This window comes from Streptomyces sp. NBC_00996 (genome assembly GCF_045162675.1).
GTDB lineage: Bacteria > Actinomycetota > Actinomycetes > Streptomycetales > Streptomycetaceae > Streptomyces.
Window position 1 is genome coordinate 3,260,084 of the sequence record NZ_CP108723.1, and the last position, 25,097, is coordinate 3,285,180.

At 69.3% G+C, this 25,097-nt stretch carries 36 protein-coding genes; 12 read left to right on the forward strand and 24 right to left on the reverse strand.

What is annotated here, in order from left to right:
- Nucleotides 1-304: 304 nt before the first annotated feature.
- The gene (locus OG390_RS15330) at nucleotides 305-1,525 is read right to left on the reverse strand and encodes a lipid-transfer protein (RefSeq protein WP_406168308.1); all 1,221 of its coding nucleotides are present in this window, start codon (nucleotides 1,523-1,525) and stop codon (nucleotides 305-307) included.
- A gap of 10 nt (nucleotides 1,526-1,535) precedes the next feature.
- Nucleotides 1,536-3,869: an acyl-CoA dehydrogenase gene (locus OG390_RS15335; RefSeq protein ID WP_406168310.1), complete on the reverse strand. Its 2,334-nt coding sequence runs from the start codon at nucleotides 3,867-3,869 to the stop codon at nucleotides 1,536-1,538.
- 265 nt (nucleotides 3,870-4,134) lie between these two features.
- On the opposite strand from OG390_RS15335, the gene OG390_RS15340 reads away from it, so the two are divergent.
- Nucleotides 4,135-5,874 (forward strand): MFS transporter, encoded by a 1,740-nt coding sequence (locus OG390_RS15340; RefSeq protein WP_406168311.1) that lies wholly within the window; start codon nucleotides 4,135-4,137, stop codon nucleotides 5,872-5,874.
- An 89-nt stretch (nucleotides 5,875-5,963) separates the two neighbouring features.
- On the opposite strand, the gene OG390_RS15345 is transcribed toward OG390_RS15340, so the two are convergent.
- Entirely contained in the window at nucleotides 5,964-6,872 is a 909-nt protein-coding gene (locus OG390_RS15345) for an erythromycin esterase family protein (protein WP_406168313.1), read from the reverse strand.
- A 122-nt stretch (nucleotides 6,873-6,994) separates the two neighbouring features.
- Here OG390_RS15345 and OG390_RS15350 point away from each other — a divergent pair, with 122 nt between their 5' ends.
- Nucleotides 6,995-7,645: a class I SAM-dependent methyltransferase gene (locus tag OG390_RS15350; RefSeq protein ID WP_406168315.1), complete on the forward strand. Its 651-nt coding sequence runs from the start codon at nucleotides 6,995-6,997 to the stop codon at nucleotides 7,643-7,645.
- Between the two features lie 100 nt (nucleotides 7,646-7,745).
- Here the strand turns inward: OG390_RS15350 and OG390_RS15355 are convergent, their stop codons facing one another.
- Nucleotides 7,746-8,318, reverse strand: a complete 573-nt coding sequence (locus OG390_RS15355; RefSeq protein ID WP_406168317.1) for a site-specific integrase — start codon at nucleotides 8,316-8,318, stop codon at nucleotides 7,746-7,748.
- On the opposite strand from OG390_RS15355, the gene OG390_RS15360 reads away from it, so the two are divergent.
- A complete protein-coding gene (locus OG390_RS15360; RefSeq protein WP_406168319.1) occupies nucleotides 8,317-8,718 on the forward strand; it encodes a hypothetical protein in 402 nt (133 codons plus the stop codon). The genes OG390_RS15355 and OG390_RS15360 overlap by 2 nt on opposite strands.
- 90 nt (nucleotides 8,719-8,808) lie before the next feature.
- On the opposite strand, the gene OG390_RS15365 is transcribed toward OG390_RS15360, so the two are convergent.
- From OG390_RS15365 to OG390_RS15390, 6 genes are all read right to left on the reverse strand, one after another.
- Nucleotides 8,809-9,705 (reverse strand): JmjC domain-containing protein, encoded by an 897-nt coding sequence (locus tag OG390_RS15365; RefSeq protein WP_406168321.1) that lies wholly within the window; start codon nucleotides 9,703-9,705, stop codon nucleotides 8,809-8,811.
- Between the two features lie 25 nt (nucleotides 9,706-9,730).
- Nucleotides 9,731-10,126 carry a hypothetical protein gene (locus OG390_RS15370; protein WP_406168323.1) on the reverse strand — a complete coding sequence of 132 codons (396 nt, stop codon included), beginning with the start codon at nucleotides 10,124-10,126 and terminating at the stop codon, nucleotides 9,731-9,733.
- A 233-nt stretch (nucleotides 10,127-10,359) separates the two neighbouring features.
- Nucleotides 10,360-10,602 (reverse strand): DUF397 domain-containing protein, encoded by a 243-nt coding sequence (locus OG390_RS15375; RefSeq protein ID WP_406168325.1) that lies wholly within the window; start codon nucleotides 10,600-10,602, stop codon nucleotides 10,360-10,362.
- Between the two features lie 196 nt (nucleotides 10,603-10,798).
- A complete protein-coding gene (locus tag OG390_RS15380; protein WP_406168326.1) occupies nucleotides 10,799-11,008 on the reverse strand; it encodes a hypothetical protein in 210 nt (69 codons plus the stop codon).
- A complete protein-coding gene (locus tag OG390_RS15385) occupies nucleotides 11,005-11,205 on the reverse strand; it encodes a hypothetical protein (RefSeq protein ID WP_406168327.1) in 201 nt (66 codons plus the stop codon). Before OG390_RS15385 ends, OG390_RS15380 begins: the two co-directional genes overlap by 4 nt.
- Nucleotides 11,202-11,747 carry a hypothetical protein gene (locus OG390_RS15390; protein WP_406168329.1) on the reverse strand — a complete coding sequence of 182 codons (546 nt, stop codon included), beginning with the start codon at nucleotides 11,745-11,747 and terminating at the stop codon, nucleotides 11,202-11,204. Before OG390_RS15390 ends, OG390_RS15385 begins: the two co-directional genes overlap by 4 nt.
- Before the next feature lie 102 nt (nucleotides 11,748-11,849).
- Between OG390_RS15390 and OG390_RS15395 the strand changes: the two genes are divergently transcribed.
- From OG390_RS15395 to OG390_RS15405, 3 genes are all read left to right on the forward strand, one after another.
- Nucleotides 11,850-12,701 (forward strand): helix-turn-helix domain-containing protein, encoded by an 852-nt coding sequence (locus OG390_RS15395; RefSeq protein WP_406168331.1) that lies wholly within the window; start codon nucleotides 11,850-11,852, stop codon nucleotides 12,699-12,701.
- A gap of 14 nt (nucleotides 12,702-12,715) precedes the next feature.
- A complete protein-coding gene (gene cyaB / locus OG390_RS15400; protein WP_406168333.1) occupies nucleotides 12,716-13,270 on the forward strand; it encodes a class IV adenylate cyclase in 555 nt (184 codons plus the stop codon).
- Nucleotides 13,271-13,332: 62 nt separating this feature from the next.
- Nucleotides 13,333-13,539, forward strand: a complete 207-nt coding sequence (locus tag OG390_RS15405) for a hypothetical protein (protein WP_406168335.1) — start codon at nucleotides 13,333-13,335, stop codon at nucleotides 13,537-13,539.
- Between the two features lie 69 nt (nucleotides 13,540-13,608).
- On the opposite strand, the gene OG390_RS15410 is transcribed toward OG390_RS15405, so the two are convergent.
- From OG390_RS15410 to OG390_RS15435, 6 genes are all read right to left on the reverse strand, one after another.
- Entirely contained in the window at nucleotides 13,609-13,803 is a 195-nt protein-coding gene (locus OG390_RS15410) for a hypothetical protein (protein WP_406168336.1), read from the reverse strand.
- Nucleotides 13,804-13,808: 5 nt separating this feature from the next.
- Complete coding sequence (locus tag OG390_RS15415) at nucleotides 13,809-14,084, reverse strand: hypothetical protein (RefSeq protein WP_406168338.1); 276 nt, start codon at nucleotides 14,082-14,084, stop codon at nucleotides 13,809-13,811.
- A 209-nt stretch (nucleotides 14,085-14,293) separates the two neighbouring features.
- On the reverse strand, nucleotides 14,294-14,866 hold the full coding sequence (locus OG390_RS15420) for a DUF4352 domain-containing protein (RefSeq protein ID WP_406168340.1): 573 nt from the start codon (nucleotides 14,864-14,866) through the stop codon (nucleotides 14,294-14,296).
- A gap of 475 nt (nucleotides 14,867-15,341) precedes the next feature.
- Nucleotides 15,342-15,683 (reverse strand): hypothetical protein, encoded by a 342-nt coding sequence (locus OG390_RS15425; RefSeq protein ID WP_406168342.1) that lies wholly within the window; start codon nucleotides 15,681-15,683, stop codon nucleotides 15,342-15,344.
- Between the two features lie 121 nt (nucleotides 15,684-15,804).
- Entirely contained in the window at nucleotides 15,805-16,035 is a 231-nt protein-coding gene (locus OG390_RS15430) for a hypothetical protein (protein ID WP_406168344.1), read from the reverse strand.
- Entirely contained in the window at nucleotides 16,032-16,268 is a 237-nt protein-coding gene (locus OG390_RS15435) for a hypothetical protein (protein WP_406168346.1), read from the reverse strand. The genes OG390_RS15430 and OG390_RS15435 overlap by 4 nt, the downstream gene beginning before the upstream one ends.
- 128 nt (nucleotides 16,269-16,396) lie before the next feature.
- Between OG390_RS15435 and OG390_RS15440 the strand changes: the two genes are divergently transcribed.
- Together OG390_RS15440 and OG390_RS15445 are read left to right on the forward strand one after the other, a co-directional pair.
- Nucleotides 16,397-16,933, forward strand: a complete 537-nt coding sequence (locus OG390_RS15440; RefSeq protein ID WP_406168348.1) for a hypothetical protein — start codon at nucleotides 16,397-16,399, stop codon at nucleotides 16,931-16,933.
- A gap of 339 nt (nucleotides 16,934-17,272) precedes the next feature.
- The gene (locus OG390_RS15445; RefSeq protein WP_406168350.1) at nucleotides 17,273-17,869 is read left to right on the forward strand and encodes a hypothetical protein; all 597 of its coding nucleotides are present in this window, start codon (nucleotides 17,273-17,275) and stop codon (nucleotides 17,867-17,869) included.
- A 50-nt stretch (nucleotides 17,870-17,919) separates the two neighbouring features.
- On the opposite strand, the gene OG390_RS15450 is transcribed toward OG390_RS15445, so the two are convergent.
- Nucleotides 17,920-18,072, reverse strand: coding sequence for a hypothetical protein (locus tag OG390_RS15450; protein ID WP_406168351.1), 153 nt, complete (start codon nucleotides 18,070-18,072; stop codon nucleotides 17,920-17,922).
- Between the two features lie 62 nt (nucleotides 18,073-18,134).
- Complete coding sequence (locus OG390_RS15455) at nucleotides 18,135-18,647, reverse strand: hypothetical protein (RefSeq protein WP_406168353.1); 513 nt, start codon at nucleotides 18,645-18,647, stop codon at nucleotides 18,135-18,137.
- Between the two features lie 530 nt (nucleotides 18,648-19,177).
- Between OG390_RS15455 and OG390_RS15460 the strand changes: the two genes are divergently transcribed.
- Together OG390_RS15460 and OG390_RS15465 are read left to right on the forward strand one after the other, a co-directional pair.
- A complete protein-coding gene (locus OG390_RS15460) occupies nucleotides 19,178-19,345 on the forward strand; it encodes a hypothetical protein (protein WP_406168354.1) in 168 nt (55 codons plus the stop codon).
- Nucleotides 19,332-20,060, forward strand: coding sequence for a hypothetical protein (locus tag OG390_RS15465; RefSeq protein WP_406168356.1), 729 nt, complete (start codon nucleotides 19,332-19,334; stop codon nucleotides 20,058-20,060). The genes OG390_RS15460 and OG390_RS15465 overlap by 14 nt, the downstream gene beginning before the upstream one ends.
- A gap of 51 nt (nucleotides 20,061-20,111) precedes the next feature.
- Here OG390_RS15465 and OG390_RS15470 read toward each other — a convergent pair whose 3' ends face one another.
- The 6 genes from OG390_RS15470 to OG390_RS15495 all read right to left on the reverse strand — a co-directional run bounded on the left by OG390_RS15470 (nucleotide 20,112) and on the right by OG390_RS15495 (nucleotide 22,861).
- Nucleotides 20,112-20,504, reverse strand: a complete 393-nt coding sequence (locus OG390_RS15470; RefSeq protein WP_406168358.1) for an NUDIX hydrolase — start codon at nucleotides 20,502-20,504, stop codon at nucleotides 20,112-20,114.
- Between the two features lie 21 nt (nucleotides 20,505-20,525).
- On the reverse strand, nucleotides 20,526-20,897 hold the full coding sequence (locus tag OG390_RS15475; RefSeq protein WP_406168360.1) for a hypothetical protein: 372 nt from the start codon (nucleotides 20,895-20,897) through the stop codon (nucleotides 20,526-20,528).
- 547 nt (nucleotides 20,898-21,444) lie between these two features.
- Entirely contained in the window at nucleotides 21,445-21,612 is a 168-nt protein-coding gene (locus OG390_RS15480; protein WP_406168362.1) for a hypothetical protein, read from the reverse strand.
- A 1-nt stretch (nucleotide 21,613) separates the two neighbouring features.
- Nucleotides 21,614-21,829: a hypothetical protein gene (locus tag OG390_RS15485; RefSeq protein WP_406168364.1), complete on the reverse strand. Its 216-nt coding sequence runs from the start codon at nucleotides 21,827-21,829 to the stop codon at nucleotides 21,614-21,616.
- Nucleotides 21,830-21,843: 14 nt separating this feature from the next.
- Nucleotides 21,844-22,155, reverse strand: a complete 312-nt coding sequence (locus tag OG390_RS15490) for a hypothetical protein (protein WP_406168366.1) — start codon at nucleotides 22,153-22,155, stop codon at nucleotides 21,844-21,846.
- Between the two features lie 124 nt (nucleotides 22,156-22,279).
- Nucleotides 22,280-22,861, reverse strand: coding sequence for a hypothetical protein (locus tag OG390_RS15495; RefSeq protein WP_406168368.1), 582 nt, complete (start codon nucleotides 22,859-22,861; stop codon nucleotides 22,280-22,282).
- A gap of 197 nt (nucleotides 22,862-23,058) precedes the next feature.
- Here OG390_RS15495 and OG390_RS15500 point away from each other — a divergent pair, with 197 nt between their 5' ends.
- Nucleotides 23,059-24,024 (forward strand): N-acetylmuramoyl-L-alanine amidase, encoded by a 966-nt coding sequence (locus OG390_RS15500; RefSeq protein ID WP_406168370.1) that lies wholly within the window; start codon nucleotides 23,059-23,061, stop codon nucleotides 24,022-24,024.
- Between the two features lie 158 nt (nucleotides 24,025-24,182).
- Nucleotides 24,183-25,001 (forward strand): hypothetical protein, encoded by an 819-nt coding sequence (locus OG390_RS15505; protein ID WP_406168372.1) that lies wholly within the window; start codon nucleotides 24,183-24,185, stop codon nucleotides 24,999-25,001.
- The last annotated feature ends 96 nt before the right edge of the window (nucleotides 25,002-25,097 follow it).

A 25,097-nucleotide genomic window follows, 5' to 3' on the forward strand; every position in this document is an offset into this window, starting at 1 on the left:
GGACCTCCACATGATTGTGGGCCTCGGGGCTGCCTCCGATGGGGGAGTCCGCAGGCCCCATCGCCGCCGGGTCAGAAGCGGTTTTCGCCCCCTCCGCCCCTACCCGTCCCGTACCTGGGGGCTGCCGCCCCCAGACCCCCGCTTCGGCCTGAACGGCCTCGTCCTCAAACGCCGGACGGGCTGGACCTTGCCGGCCGGGGCTGAAGAGGTCGACGCACGGAGCTGGACGTGCCCGCCGCAGGATGAAGACCGCCGCACCGAGCCGGACATTCCTCTCCCCCGCAGGTTGGAGATCGCCGCACGGCTAAAGAGCGCCCGCCCGTAGCAGCGTCACCACCGCTGCCCCGCCGAGCCCGATGTTGTGCGCGAGGGCCACGCGTGCGCCGGGCACCTGGCGGGCCCCCGCCTCGCCGCGGAGCTGCCAGGTCAGCTCCGCCGCCTGTGCGATCCCGGTCGCGCCCAGTGGATGTCCCTTGGAGATGAGGCCGCCCGACGGGTTCACGACCCAGCGTCCGCCGTAGGTGGTGGCGCCGGACTCTATGAGCTTGCCGGACTCGCCTTCCGCGCACATGCCGAGCGCCTCGTAGGTCAGCAGCTCGTTGACCGAGAAGCAGTCGTGGAGTTCTACGACGTCCACGTTCTCGATGCCGAGTCCGGACCGCTCGTAGACCTGGCGGGCGGCCTCTCGCGACATCGGTTGTCCGACGACGTCGATGCACGAGCCGGAGGCGAAGGACTCGTCGGTGTCGGTGGTCATCGCCTGGGCGACGATCTCGACGGCCTTGTCCGCCAACTCGTTCCGCTCGACGAACCGTTCGGACACCACGAGGGCCGCCGCCGCGCCGTCCGAGGTCGGCGAGCACTGGAGCTTGGTGAGGGGACGGTGCACGGTCCGGGCGGCGAGGATCTCGTCGACGGAGTACACGTCCTGGAACTGGGCGTACGGGTTGTGCGCCGAGTGCCGGTGGTTCTTGGCGCCGACGGCGGCCAACTGCGCCTCCGTCGTGCCGTACTTCTCCATGTGCTCTCGCGCCGCGTCGCCGAAGATCTGCGCGGTGGGCGGCGACATCTCGAAGCCGTGCCGGGCCGCCATGATTCCGTAGTGCCGGGCCACCGGGGACGTCTTGCTCCAATCATCAGCGGCTCCGCCGCGGGCCCCGCCGTCCGCTCCGCCCCCCAGCGCTCCCCGCTTCATCTTCTCGAACCCCAGCGCCAGGACGCAGTCGGCGAGGCCGCCCTCGACGAACTGCCGTGCCAGCATCAACGCACTCGATCCCGTCGCGCAGTTGTTGTTGACGTTGTAGACGGGCACACCGGTCAGGCCCAGTTCGTAGGCGGCGCGCTGTCCGGCGGTCGAGGCCTGGAAGCAGTATCCGACGGGCACCTGCTCCACATCGGCGTACGAAATCCCGGCGTCGGCCAGGGCGTTGGTGCCCGCCTCCTTGGCCATGTCCCAGTACTGCCACTCCCGGGTCTCGGGCTTCTCGAACTTCGTCATACCGACCCCGACGAGGTACGTCTTCATGAGTTTCCTCTCAGTCCCTGGGCAGGCCGAGGATGCGCTCGGCGACGACATTGAGCTGGACCTGGGTGGTGCCGCCCGCGATGGTCAGGCAGCGGGAGAGCAGGAAGCCGTGCACGGCTCGCTCGCCGACGCCCTCGCACAACGCTCCCGCCGGGCCGAGGAGTTCGAGCCCGAGCTCGGCGACCTTCTGCTGGTGCGCGGTCTGCACCAGCTTCCGCACGGAGGCGCCCGCGCCCGGTTCCACCCCGGACACCTGCCGCAGGGTCGTCCGCAGCCCGATACAGGCGAGCGCGTGCGCCTCGGCGAGCAGGGCACCCAACCGCGCCTCGTCCACGGAAGCCGCCTGCGCGATCAGGGCCTCCAGTCCCGTGTCGAACGTCAACTGGTCGGCCATGTGCACGCGTTCGTTGCCGAGCGTGTTGCGGGCGACGCGCCAGCCGTCGTCGACCTCACCGACGACCGCGTCCGCCGGCAGCAGCACGTCGTCGAAGTAGACCTCGTTGAAGAGGGAGTCCCCGGTGATCTCCTTCAGGGGGCGGATGTCGATGCCGTCCGTGTTCTTCATGTCGACGACGAAGTAGGTGAGCCCCTTGTGCTTGGACGCCGCCGGATTCGTCCGCGCGAGGAGGATTCCGTAGTCGGCCCACTGCGCGGCACTCGTCCACACCTTCTGCCCGTTGACCCGCCACCGCCCGTCGGCGGTCCGCTCGGCCCGGGTCCGCAGCGACGCGAGGTCGGACCCGGCGCCCGGCTCCGAGAAGAGCTGGCACCACAGGAGGTCCCCGCGCAGGGTGGGCAGCAGACAGCGCTCCCGCTGCCGCTCGGTGCCGTACGCGATGAGGGACGGTACGACCCAGGTGGCGATCCCCAGATCGCTGATCCGTACCTCCGCCGCCGCCAATTCCTGCTGTACGGCGAGCTGCTGGACGGGCTCGGCGCCGAGTCCGTACGGCGGGGGCAGGTGCGGGGCGGCGTACCCCGTGGGCGCCAGCAGCCGTCGTGCGGCCGCCGGATCGAGCCCGCGCGCGCCGTCGATCGCCTCGCGGGCCTTCGCCCGGTACGCGGACGCCTCCGCCGGCAGCTCCAGGCGCAGCTCCCGCCGTACGCCGTCCCGTGCGAGCCGCGCGGCCCGCCGCAGGTGTACGTCCCCCGTCCCGAGCAACTGCCGTGCCACCACCGCCCGGCGCAGATACAGGTGGGCGTCGTGCTCCCAGGTGAACCCGATCCCGCCGAGGATCTGGATGCAGTCCTTGGCGCAGGAGTACGCGGCGTCGAGCGCGGCACCGGCCGCGAGGGCCGACACCAACTCCCGTGCACCGCTTGGCTTTTGAGCCGCCTCCCCCTCTTCCCCAAAAGGCTCTTGAGCCGCCTGCCCCTCTTCGCCAAAGGGCTCTTGAGCAGCCCGCCCTCCTGTCCCAACCGACCCTTGAGCAGCCCGCCCCCCTGCCCCAACCGACCCTTGAGCAGCCCGCCTCCCCGCCCCAACCGGCTCTTGAGCCGCTCGGGCCGCGTCCCACGTGAGCGCCCGCGCCTGTTCGAGCCGTACGAGCATGTCGGCGCACAGGTGCTTCACGCCCTGGAAGCGGCCGATGGGGCGGCCGAACTGTTCGCGGACCTTGGCGTATTCGGCGGCGGTGTCCAGCGCCCACGCGGCGGTGCCGCACGCGTCCGCGGCCAGGAGGGCGGCGCCGAGGTCGCGGACCAGGTCCGAGTCGGCGGCGAGGACGCGGCCGGCCGGCACCCGCACCCCCTCCGCCCGGACCTCGGCGGTCGCCCGCGTCGGATCGGCGCTCTCGTGGGGCCGTACGACGAGTTCGGCGGCATCCACGGCCAGCCACACCGTCCCGATCGCGCCCGCGCCCGCGGCCGCCAGGATCAGGACGTCCGCGTCGGCGCCGGACAGGACGGGCGGCGCGGTCCCGTCGAGCACGTACCCCTCGTCCGTCGCGACCGCGGTCAGGGTCCCCGCGTCGAACGCCACGGCGCCGACCCGCTCCCCGCACCCCAGCGACCGCAGGAGATCGTCCGGCCCCACCGCCCCCGCCGCCCGTTCCAGTACCAGCGACGCCAGTGCGCTCGCGAGGTACGGCCCCGGTAGTGCGGCCCGCGCGGCCTCCTCCACGACGACGGCGAGGTCGACGAGGTCGCCGCCACCACCGCCGTACGGCTCCGGAAGGTGCACGGCGAGCAGTCCCTGCGCGGCGAGTGCGTCCCAGTAGGAGGGTCTGCCGCCGCCCGGCGCGTCGAGCAGTTTGCGGACCTCCTCGGGTGGTACGGCTCGCGCGATCCAGCCGCGTACGGCCTCGGCCAGATCCCGCTGTTCCGGCGTGGTCCCGATGCCCATGCCCGCCTCCCCAAGGCCCAAGGTGCGCGCCAGACTAGAACACGTTCCATTCTGACGGTAGGTCAGATCCCCATGGAAAGGTCAAGAATTCGTTAGTGCGCCGAAGCATCGGAATAGTTGCCCGGGCGCACCGGGTTCAACTTGCACGTATCCCGCACGGATCACTCACCCGGATCGTCGACCCGACCGCCCGTATCCCGCACGGATCACCCTCCCCCCGCACTACCTGAGTACGTCTCTTCTTCCGGCCTGGAGGCCCCACCCCATGACGCACACGACGACCGACCAGCCCACGCGGAGGCCGAGCGGCGCGACCGTGCCGGTGCTCGCCTTCGCGGGCATCGTTGTCGCGGTGATGCAGACCCTGCTCGTCCCGGTCATCAAGGACCTGCCGACGCTGCTGAACACCGAGCCCAGCAACGCCACGTGGGTGCTGACCTCGACTCTGCTCTCGGGCGCCGTGGCCACGCCGATCATGGGGCGCCTCGGCGACCTCTTCGGCAAGCGGCGCATGCTGCTCACCAGCCTGGCCGTGATGGTGGTCGGCGCGCTGATCAGCGCCCTGACCAGCACCCTGCTGCCGATGATCGTGGGCCGTACGCTCCAGGGCTTCGCCATGGGCGCGATCCCGCTCGGCATCGGCCTGATGCGCGACATGCTGCCCCGCGAGAAGCTCGGCTCGGCGATGGCTCTGATGAGCTCCTCGATCGGCGTCGGCGGCGGACTCGCGCTGCCCGCCGCGGCCCTGGTCGCGCAGCACGCGAACTGGCACGCCCTCTTCTACGGCGCCGCCGGCCTCGGCGTCCTCTCGATCCTCCTCACCCTCCTCGTCGTGCCGGAGTCCCCGATGCGCGCCGAGGGCACCTTCGACGTGCTGGGCGCGATAGGCCTCTCCGTGGGCCTCGTCCTCTTCCTGCTGCCGATCACCAAGGGCAGCGACTGGGGCTGGACCTCGGCCACCACGCTCGGCCTGTTCACCGCGTCGGCCGTCGTGCTCGTCCTGTGGGGCGTGATGGAGCTGCGTCTGAAGGCTCCGCTGGTCGACCTGCGCACCACCGCCCGCCCCGCGGTGCTCTTCACCAACCTCGCCTCGATCATGGTCGGCGTCTCCTTCTACGTCGTCTCGCTGGTCCTGCCGCAGCTGCTGCAGCTGCCGAAGGCCACCGGCTACGGCCTCGGCCAGTCGATGGTCACCGCGGGTCTGCTGGTGGCGCCGCTCGGCCTGACGATGATGGTCACCGCGCCGGTCTACGCCCGCCTCTCCGCCAAGTACGGTCCCAAGGTCACGCTGATCCTCGGCATGCTGATCATCGCGATCGGCTATGGAGCGGGCCTCGGTCTGATGAGCGCCGCCTGGCAGAGCCTCGTCATCGCGGTGGTCCTGGGCGCGGGCATCGGCCTCGCGTACTCCTCGCTGCCCGCGCTGATCGTCGGCGCCGTCCCGGCGTCGGAGACGGGCGCGGCCAACGGCCTGAACACCCTGATGCGCTCCATCGGTACGTCGGTGTCGAGCGCCGTCATCGGCATGGTGCTCGCCAACACGGCCCATCACGTGGGCGGCGTCGCCGTCCCCACCATGCACGGTTTCCGCGTCTCCTTCCTGATCGCGACGGGCGCGGTGGCGGTCGGCCTGCTCATGGCCCTGTTCCTGCCCGGCCGACGCCAGGCGACCAAGCCCCAGCTGCGCGCCAGCAGCGAGGAGGACGCCGCCCTGGAGCGGGCGACCGAGGTGCTCCGCGGCTTCCGCGGCCGCGTCCTGAACGCCGAGGGCGACCCGGTCGCCCGCGCCAAGGTCACCCTGATCGACCGGCGCGGCCGCCAGGCGGGCGCCACCCTCTCCGCCGAGGACGGCAGCTACGTGCTGGCCGTGCCCGCCGAGGGCCCCTACGTCCTGGCCGCCAAGGCCACCGGCCACGGCCCGCTCGCCTCCTCGGCGACGCACGCGGGCGACGAGCGTCCGGTCGAGGTGGACCTGGCGCTGCCGGCCGAGACGGTCCCCGCGTAACCGGTCGCCTGCTCGCTCCTTCACCTGCTCCTTGTCGCGTCCCCGCCCCCGTCGCTCACGCGGCGGGGGTGTTCGCGTACCCACCCTGCTCAGAAGAACAGGGCCGGAGTGACCTCCCGCACATGGATGATCGCGTCGAACCACTCTCCGAGCGATCCGCCGGCCATGTAGTGGTCGGCATTGGCCGCGGCATCGAAAGCGGGCCCGATCAGCCGTGTCCTGGCCGGCGCGCTCAGCCAGTTCCTCACCGGCTCCGGCGCCTCGCCCCGCAGATCCAGGAGGTAGGCGGGCAGCCCGACGCTTCCCAGGACCGCTTCGGCGAACTCCGGCGGCGGGGCGGGGACCGGGTACGGGACCTTGCCGTGCTGGAACATCTGGCCGATGGACACGAACCCCGCTCCGAAGTGCTCGCGCAGATGGCCGCCCGCGTTCCGGTGGGTCGTCGGCGTGGCCGAGGGGGAGATGGTCCGCGGATCGCCCTTGGCGGTGTGCGCCATGCCTCCCCAGTAGACGATCCTGTCTCCTGTCCGTGCGTGCCACTCGATCATGTCCTCGGCCATGCCCAGCTCGATCTCGGCGAGACCGTCGAGCCCGGAGGGCTTCCGCAGCGGCCGCAGGGCGGTACCGGCGAAGCGCACCTGGTCGTCCGGGTGACCGCGGTTGTACGCGCGCATCCACAGGACGGTGCCGAGGATCTCCTCGGTCCGCAGGAACGGCCGCGCCTCGGCGAGCAGCGCGCGGGCGTCGCCCTCACCGGTGCGGAGGTACTCGTCGAGTCCGAGCCTCGACGGGTCGTCCCCCTCCAGCGCGACGGAGCGGAAGCCCAGCTCCTCGACGAGCTGCCGGATGACGCCGTACGAGGCAGTGGCCAGCTCGTGGGACTGGCGGCTCGACGCGCCGAGCGCCACGACCTGGGCGTCGCCGACGAGGTCGGCCAACGGGAGGAGGTGGGTCGGGCGGGCTCGGTCTCTGATCCACTGAACGATCTCGTCGGTCATGGCGAGAAGCCTCTGACATCAACCTTGGTTGAGGTCAAGACGCCGGCACGGGTGTACGAGAGGCCGTGCCACCATGTGTCCCGCAGCCCCGCACGAAGTCCCGTACACGCAGGAGGAACCCCATGCCCGCGGCACCCAAGCCCGAGATCCTCGCCGCCTTCGAGGCCGCGAAGGGGTTCATGCCGCTCGGCGAGGGGCTCGCGCTGTACGAGGCCGCCGTCGAGGCCGGGCGGCTCGGGCTGCCGCTGCTGGAGGTCGGCACCTACTGCGGGCGCTCCACGATCCTGCTCGCCGACGCCGCGCGCGAGGCCGGGGTGACGGCGATCACGGTCGACCACCACCGGGGCAGCGAGGAGCAGCAGCCGGGGTGGGAGTACCACGACCCGTCCACCGTCGACCCCGAGATCGGCCGGATGGACACGCTCCCCACCTTCCGCCGCACCCTGCACAAGGCGGGCCTGGAGGACCACGTGGTCGCGATCGTCGGCCGCTCGCCGCAGATCGCCGCGTTCTGGCGGACGCCGCTCGGTTTCGTCTTCGTCGACGGCGGCCACACCGACGAGCACGCCAACCGCGACTACGAGGGCTGGGCACCGCACGTGGCCGAAGGCGGCCTCCTCGTGATCCACGACGTCTTCCCCGACCCGGCCGACGAGTTCACCGGCCAGGCCCCGTACCGCGTCTACCTCAGGGCCCTGGAGTCCGGCGCGTTCACCGAGATCTCGGTGACCGACTCGTTGCGCGTCCTGCGGCGAACGGGAGCGGGGATCTGAGGGCACGGTTAGAGTCGCTGACGTGCTCTACCGCCTCCCCCATCCGCCCTGTTCAGTTGCGGTTTCTGGGGCTACGGGATCACGGATATCTCACTTTCTCTCACATCGCAGGCTCTGACGGGCCCTCGGAGATCCCAAGAAGTTCGTTCAGGTGGGTCACGGCCGCGCCCATGTCGGCGGCCGTCGTGTGGACGTACTTCCGCTTGGTGAAAGCGGCGTTCGTGTGGCCGGCCCACGCTGCGAGGACGACGTCAGGGACACCGTTCACGGCGAGGAACGTCAGGCAGGAGTGCCAGGCGTCGTACAGCCGCACCCGTCGTAGGTCTAGGTCCGCCCTGAGTCGGTACGCGGCCTCGCGCAGGTGCCGGGTCGTGAGCGGCTGGCCGATCTCGTCCACGAACACGTAGCCCGAGTCGGCATAGTCCTCACCCATCGCCGCCTTCTCCGCTTCCTGCAGGACGCGGAAGTTCATCAAGGCGAGACGGACCGGTTCGGGAAGCGGGAGCGTGCGCTCCCCTGCCTCGCTCTTGGTGTCCTTCTCGATGACCTTGGCGTTCCGCAGCATAGTTCGCGTGTTGGCGACGTCCAGCGTGGCCGCGCCGAAGTCGACGTCCTCGGCCCACCGGAGGCCAGCCACCTCGGCCGGGCCCATGGCCCACCTGGCGAAGGTCATGGAGCAGGCCATCTCCAAGGCGATCGGGAAGAAGGCCGCGGGCGGCATCGTCGGCGCGGCCGCATCCGGTGGGGTGCGCTCCAACCTGACGTGGGTGGGCGAGCAGGGGGCCGAGCTGTTGGATCTGCCGGCGGGGTCGCGGGTGTGGTCAAACCCGGACTCGCGGCGTAAGGCCGCGCCGCCGTGGGCGTCGATGCTGAACACGCCGCGCGGTGGCGGTGTACGGCGGACCGCGACCCCGGTGGTCGGCGGGCAGGGCGGCGGCGGTTGGGAGGGCCGGCCGATCGTCGTGCAGCTGCGGCTCGGCGGCCGCGACCTCGGCGAAGTGCTCATTGACCCGCTGCGTCAGTCGATTCGGCACCGTGGCGGGAACGTCCAGGCCGCGCTTGGCGCCTACTGAGGCGGCGCCTGGTACGCCGGGCGCGAGCGGCCCCGGCCGGGATTCCGGTCCGGCCGGGGCTCTCTCCGCGTCAGACCTTGGGCGGGAGGCTCAGGTGGTGTATTCCAGCTCCGTCACGGCCGCCTCCCGAACCAAGCCGGCCACCTCATCCAAGTTCAGGCCGCCGAGGAACTCGACGAGCGCCTGCCTCGTCTCGCTCAGCCGGTCGACGAGCGCCGATCCATCGAGGTCGTGAGGCGTGATGATGCGCCGGAACTCAGGCTCCTCGATGGCGCGGTTGAGTAGCTTCTCGGCGAGCCACAGCGGAGTGCGCTCCCGGATGGCGAAGGTCAGGTGGAGGCTCGTCTCCCCGTAGTCCAGAGCGTGTGGATTGTGCACCCATCCACGGGGCATCACCAGCGTCTGCCCGGCCGTGAGGTCGATCGTCATGTCCGGCCCGGTGGCCTCCCAAGAGGGGATGAAGTCCTCGCGCCACACGCGGAAGGACTCGTTGTACTCGCGCATCGGTGCCTCGACGGGCGGCTTCCACAACTGCCACGTCTTGGTGCCGGCCACCTGCACGATGACGGCCATCTGCTGGTCCCAGTGGTGCAGGAGCCCTTGCTCACCTCCGGGGGTAAGGAAAGCGTGCATGTAGTTGGAGTAGCCGGTCTCTCGTTGGATGTCCTGCGAGATGCGGTGGAAGACGGGCAACCAACGCTGCATGTTGCCGAAGCGGACGGTATAGCCCTGAGCGCGCAGCCGGCGCAGTTTGATCGGGTCGGCGCGGCCGTTGGTCAGGAAAGCAGTCCTGTTGGACGGGCCGGCCTTGATGACGGCGATTTCCTCGGGCGGCGCACAGCCGGTGTCGACTAGTTCGGTGAAGGCGTCCAGGCTCATGGCGTCGTCCACTGCAGTCCGGCCGCGCTCGTACACGCGCGGCTGGTCGGGCCAGATGGTCAAGAGGTCGGCGACACCGGCCTCGGGGAGTAACAGGCTGAGCGACATGGGGGGGGTCTCCTTGGCGGGAGCGTCATGACGGCGACAGCGGGCAGGCGAGCGTGGGGTGGAAGCGGTTGGGGCAGCACACGACGGAGAGGGAGAACAGGTTCTTGGCCTGGGTGTAGTGGACCCAGGTGACGTCGACTCCACCGGGGAGGACGTCATAGGCGTATGCAACCTTCACGTCCACGCCCACGTAGGCCTGGAGGCCGTCTGTCCGCTCGAAGGGCGGGTTGTCCGTGTAGCACTTCTTCAGCCACTCGACCGCGTCGGTGACGTCGGTCCACGTGCGGTCGACCGAGGCCTGTCCCGACTTCTGCAGCCAGTGGCCGGTCATCAGGGGCGGCAGGTCGGAGCCGGCGAAAACTGCGGCGCCTTCGCGGTAGCGCTCAAGGACCCGGTGCGCGACCTTGTCCTCGGAGGACATGGGCACGGGTGGGCCGTTGGGATGGGCAGGCCGACGGTTTCCCTCTTGGTGGTATACGGCCGGGCTCCCGGTCCATGGCCCGTAACCGTGCCAGTGGCCGTTCCAGTTGTGGACCGCCGGTTGCGCAGGGCGGCCCAGGGTTGCTGCGGCAGTCACGGATTCCTCCGGGGTGACACGGGCCGCCTCCGACGGCCGGAGACGGCCCGCTGTATCGAGGTGGACGAGCGCTCAGATTAGAGCGCCAGCCCTCGGGAGTTGGCCCACTTGATTGCGAACGAGTCGAGTTCCGCGCCGGTCATACGGAGCTGGCGGCCGGCGCCCTCGGGCTTGGAGTCTCCGACGATGAATGCGTCCGCGTCGGCGAGGGCAACGGTGGTCACGCAGGTCTCGTTGTCGCCGCCGAGGTTGCCGCCGCACCACTTCTTGGCCGAGGCGTCGGCAGCTGCAGGCAGTTCGTACAGGTTGGGTGTGGTCACAACTGACCTCCAGAAATCTGGTGATCTGTTCACGGAGAGGCGGTCTCCGCGCCGTCGTGCTCTTGCTGACCCGCCCGCCCTCTTGTTGAGCCTGGGGTGCAGAGGACGGGCGGGCGTTCGTATGGCGGCCGCCCCATACGAGGGCGTCAGGACGGCCGCCTGCTCGCAGCCAGACAGGGGAGCCGGCGGCGAGAGCTCACGCCTTGTTCGCGGTCTGGTACGTCTCCCACAACACCTCGGCCGTCGCGCACGTCGAACTGTCCACCGCGCATGTCGCGCACCCGCGGCCGTGGTCTGTGTACGCCCGGTACGCGCGCTGCACTCTGGTGAACTGGCCGCTCGCCGCGACCCGCTGCACGTGGCCGTAGCCGATCCCGGTGTCGACGAACTCGAAGCGGCTACTCACGACGACCGCCGCCCGCGGTGGGGTGAACGGTGCTCACGGATCTCGATGTTGCAGTCGCTGACTTTCGAGTAGTCCCCTTCGGCTTCCGCCTCGGCCCGTTGCCGGGCCAGCGCTGCGCACACCCCACACCGTGGACTCGGCTCCGGCCGATCCAGGGGCAGCGGCAGGTCGACGGGCTCGTCCATGGTCGTCGTCATGACCAGCGCACCGCCACCCAGGCCTGCCGCAGCTGCCGCCCGTGCGTACACGGGGCAGTGTCATGGGCGCAGCCGGGGCACTCGTCGTAGTGGGCGCAGAGCGCCTTGTACGCCTCGTCAGGCGGCTCCTTGGCCACGACCGCGGCGGCACGCGCCAGCGCATCATGGAGCTGCCCAGGATCCATCAGAGCGTTGCTGCGGGTCGGCGGGATACGCCAGTGCGGGCCCGCCGTGCGCTGGGGACCCGGCACGGCGAGGTGCGCGGCCTCGCTGAGGACTGCGATCCTCGCCCCCTCGGGCATCTGCCAGTCCGCCGCCTGCCCGGCCGGTACGAGCCAGTACAGGGTGCCGCCGCCCGGGTCCTCGATGACGGCCCCGGTGTTCCTGCTGAGGCCGCCGAGCGCCACAAGTGCGATTTCTCGCGGGACCCGCACGGCATCCCACCACTGCCCGGCCGGGCGCAGCGACACCGTGCGGCCAACGGGCATCCATTCCAGCGAGCGGCCAGCGGACGGCACTTCCAGTGAGGACGTTTTCACCATGCAGTCACCATCGGGTGACGGGCCGTGCCGACTCGATACCCGGCCGGTAATCTCACGGTGGGATAACTTCCCATCCCGTTTGTGGATACCGGGGGCTGCGCCATGACGACGACGCTCGGGCCGATCGAACTACCCGACTGGGCATGGGAGCGCGCCGAGGTGCGTCAGGCCCTGCGCGCGCGGGACGTTGGCGCCGTGTTCCGGTACGTGCAGCAGTACGCCGGTGCTAGCCAGTCCCGCATCGCCACGGCGGCCGGGATGACGCAGGCCCGCGTCAACGAAATCATCAACGGCCGTCGCGAGGTGTCCCGCCTCGACGTGTACGAGCGGATCGCTGACGGCCTCCGCATGCCCGACGACGCCCGCCACCTGCTCGGGCTCGCGGCCAGCAGGGAGAAGCGCTCCGGTGGCGCAGCGTTCGACCTGGCCGCGTTCCCCGAAGTGGTCCGCGTGTACGCCGCGCAGAACTCCGCGGGCGAGGAGATCCAGCAGCAAGCCCGCGAGGCAACGGAGTTGGACGTCCTGGCCGTGCGCGGCCTCGGCCTGATCGGGCTTAACGACAGCCTTCTGCGCGCCTGCCTGCCGCGCGAGCAGGGCGGCAAGGGGCTCCGCGTCCGAGTGCTGCTCCTCGACCCTGACAGCGACGCCCTGACCCAGCGGGCGGCCGAGATCGGGGAGTCCGCCGAGTCCCTCGCCGGCGGTGTCCGGCTGGCCGAGGCCCGGCTCCGGGAGCTCGCCGACTCGTCCGACATCCAGGTGTACCGGTACCGGATGCTGCCCACTTGGCGGCTCATCCGCACGGACTCCACCATGTTCGTCAGCGCCTTCGACGCAGGGTGGGAAGGTCACGAGAGCGCCACGTACAAGGTGATGGAGACACCGCACGGCCCCCTGTACCGGGGCTTCTGCAGGATGTTCGAGGCCATCATCGACGGCGCGCACCGCACAGTCTGAGAGGGGAACCGCAGGTGATCGAAGCGGAGTTGAAGGCGCGGGTGCATGCGCCCGAGGCGGTCATGCGGCAGCTCGACGAGCGCGCCGAGGCACGCATCGAGATCTACCAGGACACCTACTACGACCGGCCGGATGGCTCCCTCGAGAAGCGGGACCAGGAGCTGCGGGTGCGGACCGTCCACGGTCGGGACAGCGTGCGGACGGTCCTGACGTTCAAGGACGCCACGGTCGACGAAGCCTCCGGCTCAAAGCCCGAGCACGAGACCAGGGTCGAGGACTCGCACGAGGCGCACGCCATCCTGCAAGGCCTCGGCTATGTACCGGCGATCGCCTTCGAGAAGCGTTGCCGGAACTACGACTTCGAGGCCCGCGGCCGGCAGATGCTCGCCACCCTCGTGCGGGTGCCTGAGATCGATGGGACGTTCCTGGAAGTCGAGACGCTCGTCGACGAGGACGAGGTGGCCGCGGCCCTGGACGACATCCGCGCGGTGCTCGCCGAGCTCGGCATCGGCCCGGAGGACCTGACACGGGAGACGTACACGGGTGAGGTGGCGGCACAGCGCGGGTGACGTATCGGCCCGCAATGCCGTGGGCGGCAGTACGGCGTCCGCACTCGGCTCAGGGGGGTCTGATGAGTAACGGCGCGGTGGGTGCCGGTGTGTTCGTGGCGGCGCTTGTGCTGCTGTTCGTGAGCGTGGCACAGGGATGGACGGTGCTCGCGTGGCTGTGCGGGGCGGTGCTGATCGGCGTCATGGTGACCAACGCCGCGCGCCGGCAGCAGTCGGGCGGGCAAACCCCGCAGAACAGCGAGCGCCCGTGGCGGAGGCGCTCGAGGTAGACGGCCCCGCCATCGACGGGTACAGCCCAGTGCCACCCGTCCGCACTGATGCAGCGCGCGGCCGACACGTCAGTCAGGCGATACGCCGTTGACCTTCTCACCAGGGGCACGGGGCGGGATGGGACGCATGCCGGGCAGTTTGGCGGCACGCGCGTTCCAGCCCGCACTGAACATGTCGTCCCGCAACACGGTGACCTCGTCCGCCAGCGCCTCCATCTCCTCAACGGATATGGCGGAGACGCGATAGCCCAGCCTCTTCCTCACGGGGTTCATCGCCTCGATGCCGACACCGGACTCGGCAGGCCCGTAGATGGCGTGCACGATGGTGTTCCGGCGATCACGGCACTTCTCCGCGCGGCAAGGCAGGCGGAGACCTCGGTGACGTCCGCCGGTGCGAGGTGTCCTACGTCAAGGGCCAGCTTGCAGAACTCGATGAGCTTGCTGGTGTTCTGGCTGTTGGCGTACATGATCAGTGTCGGCTCATGTGTGATCGCACCGAGCAGGCCCTTCAGGCTGATGTCGAGTTCCGCACCCGCGAGGGTCACCCGCCCAACGGCTTCGAGGAAGGGTCCCGCTGCCGGGGAGCGGCGTCCGTAGTCATGGCGGGCATCGTACGGCGGCAGGCCTGGGCGATGCCGCCGATTTCGGGCGACTGCCCGAGAAGCCCCCAACCGCATAGTGGATACGGTACCCGGCTCTTGACCTGCGAATATGCGAGGTGATGGCACTCGTATGGCACACGAGGGGCGGCGGATCACGCCTTCGGGACCGCCCACTCGGTGGGCTCCCCCTCCCCGGGCTGGTACACCAGCCGCACAGGCCGCTTGCTGCTGGGAACCGGGAACGCGACGAGGCCCCGGGCGCAGCGCCCGGGCGTGAGGGTCTTGTCCATCGGGTACTCCGGCTTGGGCATGTCACCGCCGGACGAGCCGGTCACCTCCGTGCTGGTGCCGTCCTCATAGGCCAGTGACCACGGGAACTGATCGATGGTGAACTCGGTGCCCTTGATGTTGCAGACCTTCACGTCGGCGGTTGCCCAGGTGTCGCCGCCTTGGAAGTCCTCCGGGGGTTGCGGCTGGGGCCCCTTGTAGGGCTGCTGGTAGCTCAGGGCCTGCACGGTGGCGTGGACGTCAGTCTCGGCGTCGATGATGGTCTTCGTGGCGCCCATCTTCAGAACGCCGGCGTTCGCGTCCGTGGCAGCCTCGGCGCTCGGCGTGGCGGTGACCGTCTGTGTGACGGTGACGTGGATCGTCTTCGGTTCGCCGCCGCTGCTGCAGGCGGTGGCGAGTAGCAGCGTAGCGGTGACGGTGGTGGTGCCGATGCGCATGGTCCCCCCTGGACGTGCGAGCTGAAGGGGCATCATCCGCCGGGGCGCGTCCGCTTCGGGTGAATGTACCCAAGCTGTGACCCGCTGGTCCCGGGGCCGACTTGACGGCCCGTCCGTTGTCAGTGCTCGCCCGTACACTCGCCCCCGACAGCACCGCGTCGAGAGGGGAAGGAGGTGATTCCTCATGGCCAACAAGGCCAGCAATAGCCGGGGCAACTCCGGGGGACAAGCCCGGAGCGCCATAACCGGCAAGTACGTGACGAAGAGCTACGCGAAAGCTCACCCGCGTACCACGGTGGTAGAGACTCCGAAGAGGCGTTCCGGCAAGAAGTGACCTCTTGAGTCCCGAGGAGGGGTGTCGCATCCAGCGGCGCCCCTCCGCCCGTTTCACCTTATCGATCCCATGCCGTACGTCCAGCGGCGCCCCTCCACAGGGTGCGAGGTGCGCTGTGTGCCTGGGGTGTCCGCCCCGCTGCTACTTCCCGATGTTGACCTTGTCGTTGTCGAGCAGGGCCGTGTGCGTCGCCGCTGTGACCATCAGCAGCACCAGCAGAAACCCGGGCACCGGGCTCGTGTCTTTCGGGTCGGGGCTGATGGCGAAAGCGATCGAGAAGATCGCGATCTCTCCCGCGGCGTATGCGACGGCGAGCCATGGCTTCACGACTCCTTTCACCGCGGCGACGACGAACGGGACGGCGGCGGCCAGGCCGGCGCTGATGACGGGGACGAGGATCCAAATCACCTTGGCACGTGCGGTGTCGAACATGCGGGGCCGGGCTGGGGTGAGTGGCTGGTTGAAGTACGGGTTGCTGGCCATGGGGCGCTCCTTGCCTTGATGAGGTGGAGCGAGTGTCGGGGAAACAGGCGGTCGGGTCATCAGGTTTGACCACAATTGGTACTCAAGGGGGGCGCGCGGCCGTACGAACGCGCCGCCCCCTTCAGAAGCGAGAGCCGTCGCAGGTTCGCGGCGATCCATGCTCCGTCCGCGCCTTCGGTTTCACGGTGTTGTTCGCGGGCCGGGGAGCCGGGGCCGTGTCGGCGGGGCTCATCCAGAGCCGCCGGAGTTTCTCGACCAGCTCGGGGCTGGGGTCCGGGGCGAGCTCCACGCGTGCGTGAAGTTTGGCGATGACCTCGTCGCCGAGGATGCGGCGGCGCTCCTCGCGGGTCATGTCCCAGCATTCCACGACCGCGCCTCCGTCGCGTTCGCCTCGTGCCACGCCTGGCACTCCGCGAGGTCGTAGCGACGGCCCCGTCCGGCAAACGCCACATCGGGCATGCCCTTCTCGCGCCACCGCATGATCTGCCAGTCCGAGACGCCGTAATACGTCTCGAGCTCGCGCTGGGTGAGCAGGGGGACGAGTCCGGCCGGGAGGGTGACGCGGCGCTCGCGCTTGGTTGCCATCAGTTTCGCCTTCAGTCCGGGCTGCATGTAGACATGAGATGTCTGCCCGGCCGTTCAGCTGCTGCTCCACTCCATCGCTGGGTTTGTCATGCTGCGGTCGCTCGCATGGCCCCCCGTAGGCTGCGGTCATGAGCCCGATCAACTGGGGCGATGCGCCAACGTGGTTGGGGACTATGTTCGCGGCGGCCGCGGCTGGCGCTGCAGTGTGGACGCTGAAGAGCCAGCGGGATCAGCTCGACGAACAGCGGGTGTTCATCGGAGAGCAGTCGGCCACCCTCGCCCTGGAACGCCACGAGTTGTTGGCCGCGGCCCGGGACCGTCGTGAGGCTCAGGCGCGCAAGATCCAACTGGCCGCGCAGGATCCGGAGTACGTCCAGGTCATCAATGGGAGCGACGATCCGATCACCGAAGTGCACTGCGTGACGCGGGGTATGCCAGCCTTCCACGCTATCGAGGTGGCACCCGGTGAAGGTGTTGGAACCGGCATCCTCGCCGACCTCATCCGCGGTACGAGCGAGGTTCACGTAGAACGACTGGGCGTAGGCCGAGAGGCGTGGTTCCACGTGATGACCAATGAGCGCGGAACGGTCCATGTCAGCTTCACGGACGCCGCTGGCAACAAGTGGATCCGCGACGACGCCGGCGGCCTGCAAGCCGCTCCCTAGGCCGCCCGCGCGGCAGGGTCAGCGGAGGCGCTGCGCCCCCTGGCTGGCCATGGCGTGGTCTCTTCGTTGTGGGTGAACTGCGGGCGCACCGTAGCCCCCTGCGGGGCGGGAACAACGGGGCGTCATGCGCGGCGGGAGGGAGGCAGGGTCGACTCAGCGGATCATGACGCAGTCAACGCCCTGGCGTGGAACACTCCAGCCGTGAAACTCCTGCGTAACTACCGTCTCTTGACGACTGTCACGACTCTCGCGACGGTCGCAGTCGGCGCGGTCATTGTCCTTGGAGCCACTCTCGGCGGCTGGAAGCTGGGGCTGCACACCGACGACCGAGCGATCATCGTGAACACCGCGCTGGTGATCGACACCTGCATTCTGACCGCTGTGGCCGCATTCCTGGCGCTGCTGGCCTACAGGGCGGCCACCGGCCTTCCCTCTCTGGATATCGCGATCACCTTCAACTTCAGCTTCCCGAACGAGCCCGTCTTCGTAGCGGCGTCGGGCGACGATGACGAAGCGAGCAGCGGCGAGCAGCGCAGGATCGCCAACTTCAAACAGAGTCTCGCTACCGTGACGCTGACGAATTCGAGTACCTACGCGGCGAAGAACCCGGGCGTGCGGATCGAACTCGAGGGCCTCGGCGGCCTGGGGGAGCAGCAGGGCTGGGAACCGATCGCTTTCGTCACCACCGTCGGGATGACACAGATTCAGTGGGACGGCGGCACGGACAGCATCATCCACGGCCAGTGGTCCCGCACCCTGCCGTCCCTGAACTTCGACGACGTCCAGGAGTTGCTGCCCGGTGCGACCGCGCTCGTCGTAACGATCGTGGCTGACGGCATCACACCGATCGTCAAGAGGCTTCCTGTCCGCATCCTGAGCTCTGACGAGTACAGCGTCTACACGGAGGATCGCGCCCGGCGGTTCACGCTGACCTGAGCGGTCTGCGGGCCGCCGCCGAGGCCCGGCCTCTGGCGTTACCAGCTTGCTCACCGGGTGCCAGCGTCGTGAGTGCGGCGCCACTCGTTGTGCGCCCGCCGGCCGACCCGCAGCCGGAGCACGATGCACGCGTCGGACTCGGCGAGCATGCGGGCGCGCACTTGGCGGTAGACGTAGTTGGTGAGCTCGTCGCTTCCTGCCATGCTCGCCTCCCCGCGCGCGGGCCCGGCCGCGCTGTGCACGACCGGGCCGATGAGCGGGTGGGTCAGAAGTCGGGGCAGATGTTCTTGTGCGCCACGTCGAGGATCTTTGCGGCCTTGGCGAGGCCGTGGCCGTCCGGGTGGGTGGGGCTGCTCCACCGCTTGTTGGTCTGATCGATCTGCTTGGTCTCGTCACCGGGGAAGCTCTTGAGGATGCCGCACGTGTCGATGCCGCGGCTTACCGCCTTGTCTTCCTTGCCGTGGACGATGTCGGTGTCGATGGCGTTCAGGCCGTTGAGGAAGGCCTGGCGTTGGGCGGCCTTGGGCTCGGGCGGGAGGCCGGCTGCCTCGCGTGCCTTATCGCGGTCGGCCTGGCTGATCTTGCTCGGCGTCGCGGACGGCGTGGGCTTGGCGGGCTTGGCGCTAGCGGCAGCCTTGGGCTCGGTGTTGCTGGAGTCGTCGCCGTCGCAGGCATTGAGGATGCCGCCAAGGATGAACATCGCGAAGAGGACGCCGAAGATCTTTTTGTTGCGGCTGCGGCGGCGCTGTGCCTCTTCGGCAGTGAGCTGTGTGTGCATGATCCCCCCTGGGATGTTGTGCTTGAGGGACATCATGCGGCATGTGAGGGATTGGTAAAGACGCAGGTCGCGCGCCGCACCTCATGCCGCATGCCTTCCATGCGGTATCAGCGGCTACCAGCTTGATAGGTGCGGCGCCACGCGTTGTGAGCACGGCGGCCGACCCGCAGCCGCAGCTTGTGACCACGGCAGCGCGGGCACGTCCGCACCTTCCGGAACCGCTCGATCTCGCCCGTGCCCGCGCACTTCCGGCACGGAGCGAACGGCTTGACTGTGCATGGCGCCGAGCCCCTGGACGGCTGACCCCAGACACGACGAAACGCCCCGCTCTCCAGAGGAAGGCGGGCGGATGGTGGTGTCCTTGACCCGATTGAGGGAATCCTCACAGCAGGAAGTTCGAGGGCTAGAACTGATGTTGATAGTGCGTCAGAGTGTCACACCGATGCCGCACACTGGCGGCAGAGGCTGGGGGGTAGACGATGAGTGTGACAGCGAACGAGCAGCGGACCTTAGAACACGAAGAGTCACACGTGATTGAGGTCACCGCAGACGAGTATCACGAGGCGATTGATCGCGCGCTTAAACATCTCGAACTCACCTGGGAACAGTTGCAGGCCCAAGCCCGGCGCGGGGATTTCTCTTCGCGTGACGCCCGCGCACTGTGGGCGGCCGTGGGGCACTTCGGTGAGCAAAGCTGACCTCAGGAACCTGGCCAACGCCTTCGCGGACCAGATCGAGAAGACCCTCAACCGGACGATCACGAACAACGCGAAGATCAAGGCTGTCGTCCCGGACGGATCCGACGGCAGCCTCATCCCTGTTGGTCAGGGGTTAACCAAGCTCAGCCTCGTCGCCACGCTGATTCCCTTGCATCTGCGGAACGAGATGCCTACCGCCTGGCTGGATCTGATCTTCAAGATGTGCATGGACGACCAGGGCGAGTACCTCATGGTGCGCTCCTCCTACATAGCCATCGCAGCGGATCAAGCGGGTGCGACACAGCTATGCCACTTCGATTACGAGCGTGACAAGGGCGACGGCTACCCCGAAGCGCACCTGCAGATCCACGGCCCCACGTCAGCAGCTCTCACCAAGATCTGCAACGCCGCGCCCCGCGAAGATGACACCCTGGCCAAGCTGCACTTCCCGGTAGGTGGCCGACGCTTCCGGCCGTGCCTGGAAGACGTCATCGAGTTCCTCATCACCGAGCGTCTCGCCAAGGGCCACCCCAACTGGGAGAAGGTCGTAGAAGAGGGGCGGGAGGGCTTCCAGGCCGTCCAGCTCAGAGCAGCCATGCGTAAACGGCCCGAAGTGGTCGAGGCATACCTTAGTAAGCACGGCGAGAACCTCGGCTGGCAGCGTGTACCGCCGCCCCGTAGTGGGTCTTTTCCACCACAGCAGAGGCGACGCTGAGACAGCCGAAGCGCCCCCGCGCGGTCCAGTGGACCACGCAGGGGGCCTCGGCTATCCGCGGCGGTCGAGGTACGTCTGTACGGGCGGGAACAGGCCCCGCGGCACGTACCGGTGGATCTCGTCGGGCGAAGCCCATGCGACCGCTGACACCTCACGGGGAGATGCGGCGCGTGCGACGCCTTCGAGAACCGTGCACGCCACGTAGACGATGAGCCGGCCGGTGTCGGGGTGTACGCGCTCCCCGAGTTCCTCGGCGGCTTCCACGGACAGTCCGGTCTCTTCCAGCACCTCCCGCACGGCGGCCTGTCCGGGGGTCTCGCCCGGCTCGACGGTGCCGCCGGGCAACGCCCACACGAGGTCGCCCTCGGGAACGGCGCGGCAGATCAGCAGGAGCTGGCCGCGGTCGACAACTACGCCCATCGCCAAGGCTGGTTCCTCGCTCACCGGCTGTCTCTCCTGGTTCGCTTACAGGTCGGTCCGGCCGCCGAAGTGCTCCGGCATCTTCGCGCGAAGGGTTCGCTCCACATCGTCGAACTCTCCGGCATCCGACAAGCGCGTCCTGTGCAGCGCGAATCGCAGGCCCTTGATCAGCTCGTTCATCTGCAGCTCCACGCCATCCGGTGTGTTGTCCCGCGCTGTAGCCAGGAGTTGCGCAAACGCGGACACCGCCGTGTCGCGCCGGTTGTCCCAGAGCCAGGCGAATACGTTGCCGAAGGGATCGCCGGGGTGGGCCACCTTTCCGTCTTTGTAGAAGCGAGCAAGGTCCTCCGCCTCACCGTGGACGAAGCCTGTCAGCAAGTACTCGAAGGTCCGGTAAGGCACTTCCACGTCGTCCATGGACGATCCTCTCGTAGCCGGTTGTTGCACATCCTGGCCGTCGGCCGCCGCCTGCGGCAGGGCGCAAACCCGCCGCCCTCACGCCGGGGAGGGAGGCGGCAGTGGGGACGCTGAGAGGCTCGTTTCCTGTTTCCCGCGGTCGCAGAGATCTGCCTCCCTCGCCTCCCTCATCGTGCCGGGCGGTCGTCCTCGAGTCCCAGGCGCGGCGGGTGAGGATGCGGGTCCCGCCAACGATGTACAGCCGTGCCGGACGGTGAACCGGTACACGGGATTGGAGCGGGTCTCGACGACGACCCGGCGCAGCGAATCGATACGCACCCTGCGCTGCCTGACAGGCGCGTCCTTGCTGGTGGGTGGGGTGACGGGCGGCGGGGGCCCTGGCTCCTGCTCGGGCGCCAACTTGAGGATGGACACCTTCGGTTCGGCGTGCCCGTTGACTTGCTCGGGTGCGGTCTCGGTCATGCTGGTCTCTCCGGTCGTTCTGTTGGGCGGTCCGGGACCCGGGGACGGCAATCTGCTTGGCGGTGGATGCCGTCCCCGGGTGTGGCTACTTGCCGTTCTCGCGCTCCTCCGCCTTCTCGCGGATGCGGTCGACGCGGTTCTCCAGGCGCTTGGTGGACTTGCCGCGAGCCTCGCGGCGGGCGATGCGCGCGCCGAGCAGCAGCACGGCCGCCATCTCGCGGGCGTTGTGCGGGTCCTTGTTGGTGAGCGCCATGTCAGTCCTCCGGGATGGTGTCGTCGGTCGCGGGCATGGCCTGGGCGATCGCGGCGTGGCTACGGGTCATGTCCGCCCACAGGGCGCCAGCTGCCGCGTAAGGCACGGCCTTGCTTCGGTAGTCCTCGCTCCGGGCGTACTTCTCGGCGTCGCGGGCGAGGCTGGCGGCCCTCTCGACAGCGGCCTCGGCGCGGGTCAGGTACGTCTGACGGTTCACGGTGTCTCCTCGGGTCAGCTGTTGCGCTGGTAGTCGCGCCACATCGAGCGCAGGACGAGCAGGCGTCCGGTCACGGCCACCGCGCCGACGGCGATGGCGATGGCGGACAGGGCCAGGGAGATGGCGGCGACCGACCCGGCCACCGCGATCCCCGCCCACTGGCCGGTCTTCAGCGAGGCCTTCGGCGCGGCGTGATGGCAGGCCGGTGCCTGCTGCTGGGTTACCAGCTGCTGCGCCTGGAGCACGGCCGTGATCAGCTCCAGCTGCTTGGCGTTCGCGGCTGCCTCGACCGCCTCGCGGTCCGCCTTCGACAGGTCGTCGTTCATGACCGCTTCCCCTCGATCTCGCGGCGCAGATCGGCCGCGTCACGGCGCGACAGATCGAACTCCGTGCGAAGTCGCTCGATGGTCACCGGCCGACCGGTCTCGGTGACCACCTCCCGGTTCAGCTTCAGTGCCCTTCTCCGCAGCTCAGCAGGGGTGAGGGTGACCACCTGCCGGGGGGGGTGGAAGCGGGCAGGGAAGTGGTCACCTTGTTGGTAGCGCGGGTGGTCGCGTAGGCGTCCCACGCGCAGGGCAGCGGGTCGGGTACGGCGGTCACCTCGGTGACCACCGGCGCGGGGGTGCGCGGTGCCTCGGGAGTGGTCACCGTCGCCTCGCTCCGGGCGAGGGCGTGGGTTCGCCACAGCGCCACCGGAACGAGCAGCGAAACGACCACCACCAGGTTGAAGGTGACCGCGATCACGCCCGCCTCAAGGGCGTGTGCGGCCACCTGCGCGGCGCTCATGAGGGCGAGCGACAGGCAGACGTCCAGCGCCTTGAACCACCGCAGGGCGGCGATGACGTAGCAGTCCAACGACAGCGGCAGCATGACCGCGATCGGCGCGCGGGCGCCGAGGCGGCGGGCCAGCTCGTACTCGGCGGTCGCGGTGAAGGCGATACCGGAGGCGAGGGACAGGCGCCGCAGCCACGTACGCGTGGGATCGACGGCGAGAGGATCGGGCGCAGGCGCGTGCCCGGGTAGGTTCTGCATGGGTTCGGCTCCTTGATCGCGAAGGTGCTGGATCAAGGCCCCATGCTGGTGATTGGGTCACCGGTCCGGGGCCGCCGCCGTCTCACACATGTCTCACAGACCATGCGTGAGAGGGCGGACTCGGAGCCGCTGACCGGGAAGACATGGACGCCTCGGGAACCCTGCGGACCCGGTGGACGCCCCGTAAGGTGGCTGACGTGTCGTACGTAGGCCCTGACTTCGATCCGCCCCAGCCGCGCCGTTCCCGGCGCGGACCACTCACCGTCGCGGTCGCCGCGCTCGTGCCCGGTGCGCTGGCCGGGTGGCTGGTGTGGCAGGCGGTGGGCGACGACTCGGGGGGCGGGTCCGACAAGGCAGGGGTCGCACCGTCGTCCTCCGCGCCCGCCTCCCCCACGGCGTCCGCTTCCGGCACGGACGACAGCAAGCCGAGTACGTCACCGCCCTCGAAGTCGACCTCGACGCCCTCCGCGTCCGCACCCGCCGCCTCCGGCCCCCTCAAGGACAAGGTCGTCGTCATCGACCCGGGGCACAACCCGGGCAACTTCCAGCACGCCGCCGAGATCAACCGCAAAGTGAACATCGGCACGAACTGGAAGGAGTGCGACACGACGGGCACGTCGACCAACGCGGGTTACACGGAAGCCCAGTTCACGCTCGACGTCGCGCGCCGGATGCGGACGATCCTGCAACAGCAGGGCGCCACGGTGAAGTTCACACAGGACGGTGACCGCTCGTGGGGCCCGTGCGTGGACGAGCGGGCCGAGATCGGTGACAAGGCTCACGCCGACGCGGTCGTCTCGATCCACGCGGACGGCTCGGCGGCCGGCAACCGCGGCTTCCATGTGATCCTGCCCGCGTCCGTCCACGCCGGCGCCGCCGACACCCGCCCCGTCGTCGCCCCGTCCCGCGATCTGGGCAAGCGCATCGCGGGCCTGTTCGTCCGCGAGACGGGCAGCGCACCCTCCAACTACGTCGGTGACGGCACCGGTCTCGTGGTCCGAAAGGATCTCGGCGGTCTCAATCTGTCAACGGTTCCGAAGGTGTTCATCGAGTGCGGCAACATGCGCGATAGCAAGGACGCTGCGTTGCTCACCAGCGGCGCGTGGCGGCAGAAGGCGGCGCGTGGGATCTCTGAGGGAATCGTGAGTTTCCTGCGCGGGTAGCGATCACGAGGTTGCACCCGGCGTACACCCTGATCGGACGGGCGATAGTGTCGTCCGTACGATGAGGGGCCACCCCCGCGCTTCACACCAGGGCCTGACGGCGCCATGGTGACAGCGATGCCTCCACCGATGACGAGACGACTGACGAAGGACCTGAAGTGAATATCCGCTCCCTCACTCGAGGCGACGGCGTGGTGATCGGAGCAGCGGTATTGCTGTTCATCGCGTCGTTCCTCAGCACGTACGACTCGGCCGGCAGCAACTCGCTCAATGCCTGGGACAACCTGGGCCTCGTGATGAGCATGTACATCGGGGGCATCGCCGGTGCGGCCCTGATCGTTGTCGCCCGCGCGCTCCCGCAGCCGCGGAAGGTCATCGGGCTCGACCTCGGCCAGCTCGGGGTGGCCCTGACGCTCTTCGCCCTGTGGACCTCGTTCTGGACCATCATCGACCCGCTGGGCGCGTTCAGCGACACCTTCGGCACCTCGGACGTCGGCGCGGGCTCGGGCCTCATCCTCGGCCTGATCGCCGCCCTGGTCCTGGCCGCCGCCGCGATCGCCACCCCGCTGGTCCCGGCGCTCAGCGCCGCTCTCGTCGGCGCGCCCAAGCCCCCCACCCCCCAGCCCTACGGCGCCCAGCCGCAGGGCGGTTACGGCTACCCCGGCGCCCAGCAGCCGGGCCAGCCCTACGGCGCTCAGCCGCAGCAGCAGCCGTTCGGTGGTCCGTCACAGCCCCAGCCGCAGCAGCCGGCCCCGCAGGCGCAGCAGCCCGCCGCCCAGGACTTCTCGCCGTTCTGGTTCGCCGTGCCGGTGCCGCGGCCGCTGTTCGCGGAGGACGGTTCGCAGGCGCCGATCGCCGAACTGGCGCCGGGCACGTGGTACCTGGCCGTCGAGCAGCGCGGTGCCACCCTGGTGGCGCAGACCCAGGACGGCCGTCGTGGCGTCCTGCAGGACACGACGGGGATCCAGCGCGGCTGACGTCCGCTTCCCGCACATGCGGCCCCTCGCCCTTCCGGGCGGGGGGCCGTTGTCGTACAGTCGCCAGCCGGACGTACAGCTGACAGACCATCAGAC

What these genes read in the sequence shown, in the direction of transcription:
- OG390_RS15330 (WP_406168308.1), bottom strand. Translation starts at nt 1,525, where the DNA reads ATGAAGACGTACCTCGTCGGGGTCGGTATGACGAAGTTCGAGAAGCCC.
- OG390_RS15335 (WP_406168310.1), bottom strand. Translation starts at nt 3,869, where the DNA reads ATGGGCATCGGGACCACGCCGGAACAGCGGGATCTGGCCGAGGCCGTA.
- OG390_RS15340 (WP_406168311.1), top strand. Translation starts at nt 4,135, where the DNA reads ATGACGCACACGACGACCGACCAGCCCACGCGGAGGCCGAGCGGCGCG.
- OG390_RS15345 (WP_406168313.1), bottom strand. Translation starts at nt 6,872, where the DNA reads ATGACCGACGAGATCGTTCAGTGGATCAGAGACCGAGCCCGCCCGACC.
- OG390_RS15350 (WP_406168315.1), top strand. Translation starts at nt 6,995, where the DNA reads ATGCCCGCGGCACCCAAGCCCGAGATCCTCGCCGCCTTCGAGGCCGCG.
- OG390_RS15360 (WP_406168319.1), top strand. Translation starts at nt 8,317, where the DNA reads ATGGAGCAGGCCATCTCCAAGGCGATCGGGAAGAAGGCCGCGGGCGGC.
- OG390_RS15355 (WP_406168317.1), bottom strand. Translation starts at nt 8,318, where the DNA reads ATGACCTTCGCCAGGTGGGCCATGGGCCCGGCCGAGGTGGCTGGCCTC.
- OG390_RS15365 (WP_406168321.1), bottom strand. Translation starts at nt 9,705, where the DNA reads ATGTCGCTCAGCCTGTTACTCCCCGAGGCCGGTGTCGCCGACCTCTTG.
- OG390_RS15370 (WP_406168323.1), bottom strand. Translation starts at nt 10,126, where the DNA reads ATGTCCTCCGAGGACAAGGTCGCGCACCGGGTCCTTGAGCGCTACCGC.
- OG390_RS15385 (WP_406168327.1), bottom strand. Translation starts at nt 11,205, where the DNA reads ATGACGACGACCATGGACGAGCCCGTCGACCTGCCGCTGCCCCTGGAT.
- OG390_RS15390 (WP_406168329.1), bottom strand. Translation starts at nt 11,747, where the DNA reads ATGGTGAAAACGTCCTCACTGGAAGTGCCGTCCGCTGGCCGCTCGCTG.
- OG390_RS15395 (WP_406168331.1), top strand. Translation starts at nt 11,850, where the DNA reads ATGACGACGACGCTCGGGCCGATCGAACTACCCGACTGGGCATGGGAG.
- OG390_RS15405 (WP_406168335.1), top strand. Translation starts at nt 13,333, where the DNA reads ATGAGTAACGGCGCGGTGGGTGCCGGTGTGTTCGTGGCGGCGCTTGTG.
- OG390_RS15420 (WP_406168340.1), bottom strand. Translation starts at nt 14,866, where the DNA reads ATGCGCATCGGCACCACCACCGTCACCGCTACGCTGCTACTCGCCACC.
- OG390_RS15425 (WP_406168342.1), bottom strand. Translation starts at nt 15,683, where the DNA reads ATGGCCAGCAACCCGTACTTCAACCAGCCACTCACCCCAGCCCGGCCC.
- OG390_RS15430 (WP_406168344.1), bottom strand. Translation starts at nt 16,035, where the DNA reads ATGACCCGCGAGGAGCGCCGCCGCATCCTCGGCGACGAGGTCATCGCC.
- OG390_RS15435 (WP_406168346.1), bottom strand. Translation starts at nt 16,268, where the DNA reads ATGGCAACCAAGCGCGAGCGCCGCGTCACCCTCCCGGCCGGACTCGTC.
- OG390_RS15440 (WP_406168348.1), top strand. Translation starts at nt 16,397, where the DNA reads ATGAGCCCGATCAACTGGGGCGATGCGCCAACGTGGTTGGGGACTATG.
- OG390_RS15450 (WP_406168351.1), bottom strand. Translation starts at nt 18,072, where the DNA reads ATGGCAGGAAGCGACGAGCTCACCAACTACGTCTACCGCCAAGTGCGC.
- OG390_RS15455 (WP_406168353.1), bottom strand. Translation starts at nt 18,647, where the DNA reads ATGCACACACAGCTCACTGCCGAAGAGGCACAGCGCCGCCGCAGCCGC.
- OG390_RS15475 (WP_406168360.1), bottom strand. Translation starts at nt 20,897, where the DNA reads ATGGACGACGTGGAAGTGCCTTACCGGACCTTCGAGTACTTGCTGACA.
- OG390_RS15480 (WP_406168362.1), bottom strand. Translation starts at nt 21,612, where the DNA reads ATGGCGCTCACCAACAAGGACCCGCACAACGCCCGCGAGATGGCGGCC.
- OG390_RS15490 (WP_406168366.1), bottom strand. Translation starts at nt 22,155, where the DNA reads ATGAACGACGACCTGTCGAAGGCGGACCGCGAGGCGGTCGAGGCAGCC.
- OG390_RS15495 (WP_406168368.1), bottom strand. Translation starts at nt 22,861, where the DNA reads ATGCAGAACCTACCCGGGCACGCGCCTGCGCCCGATCCTCTCGCCGTC.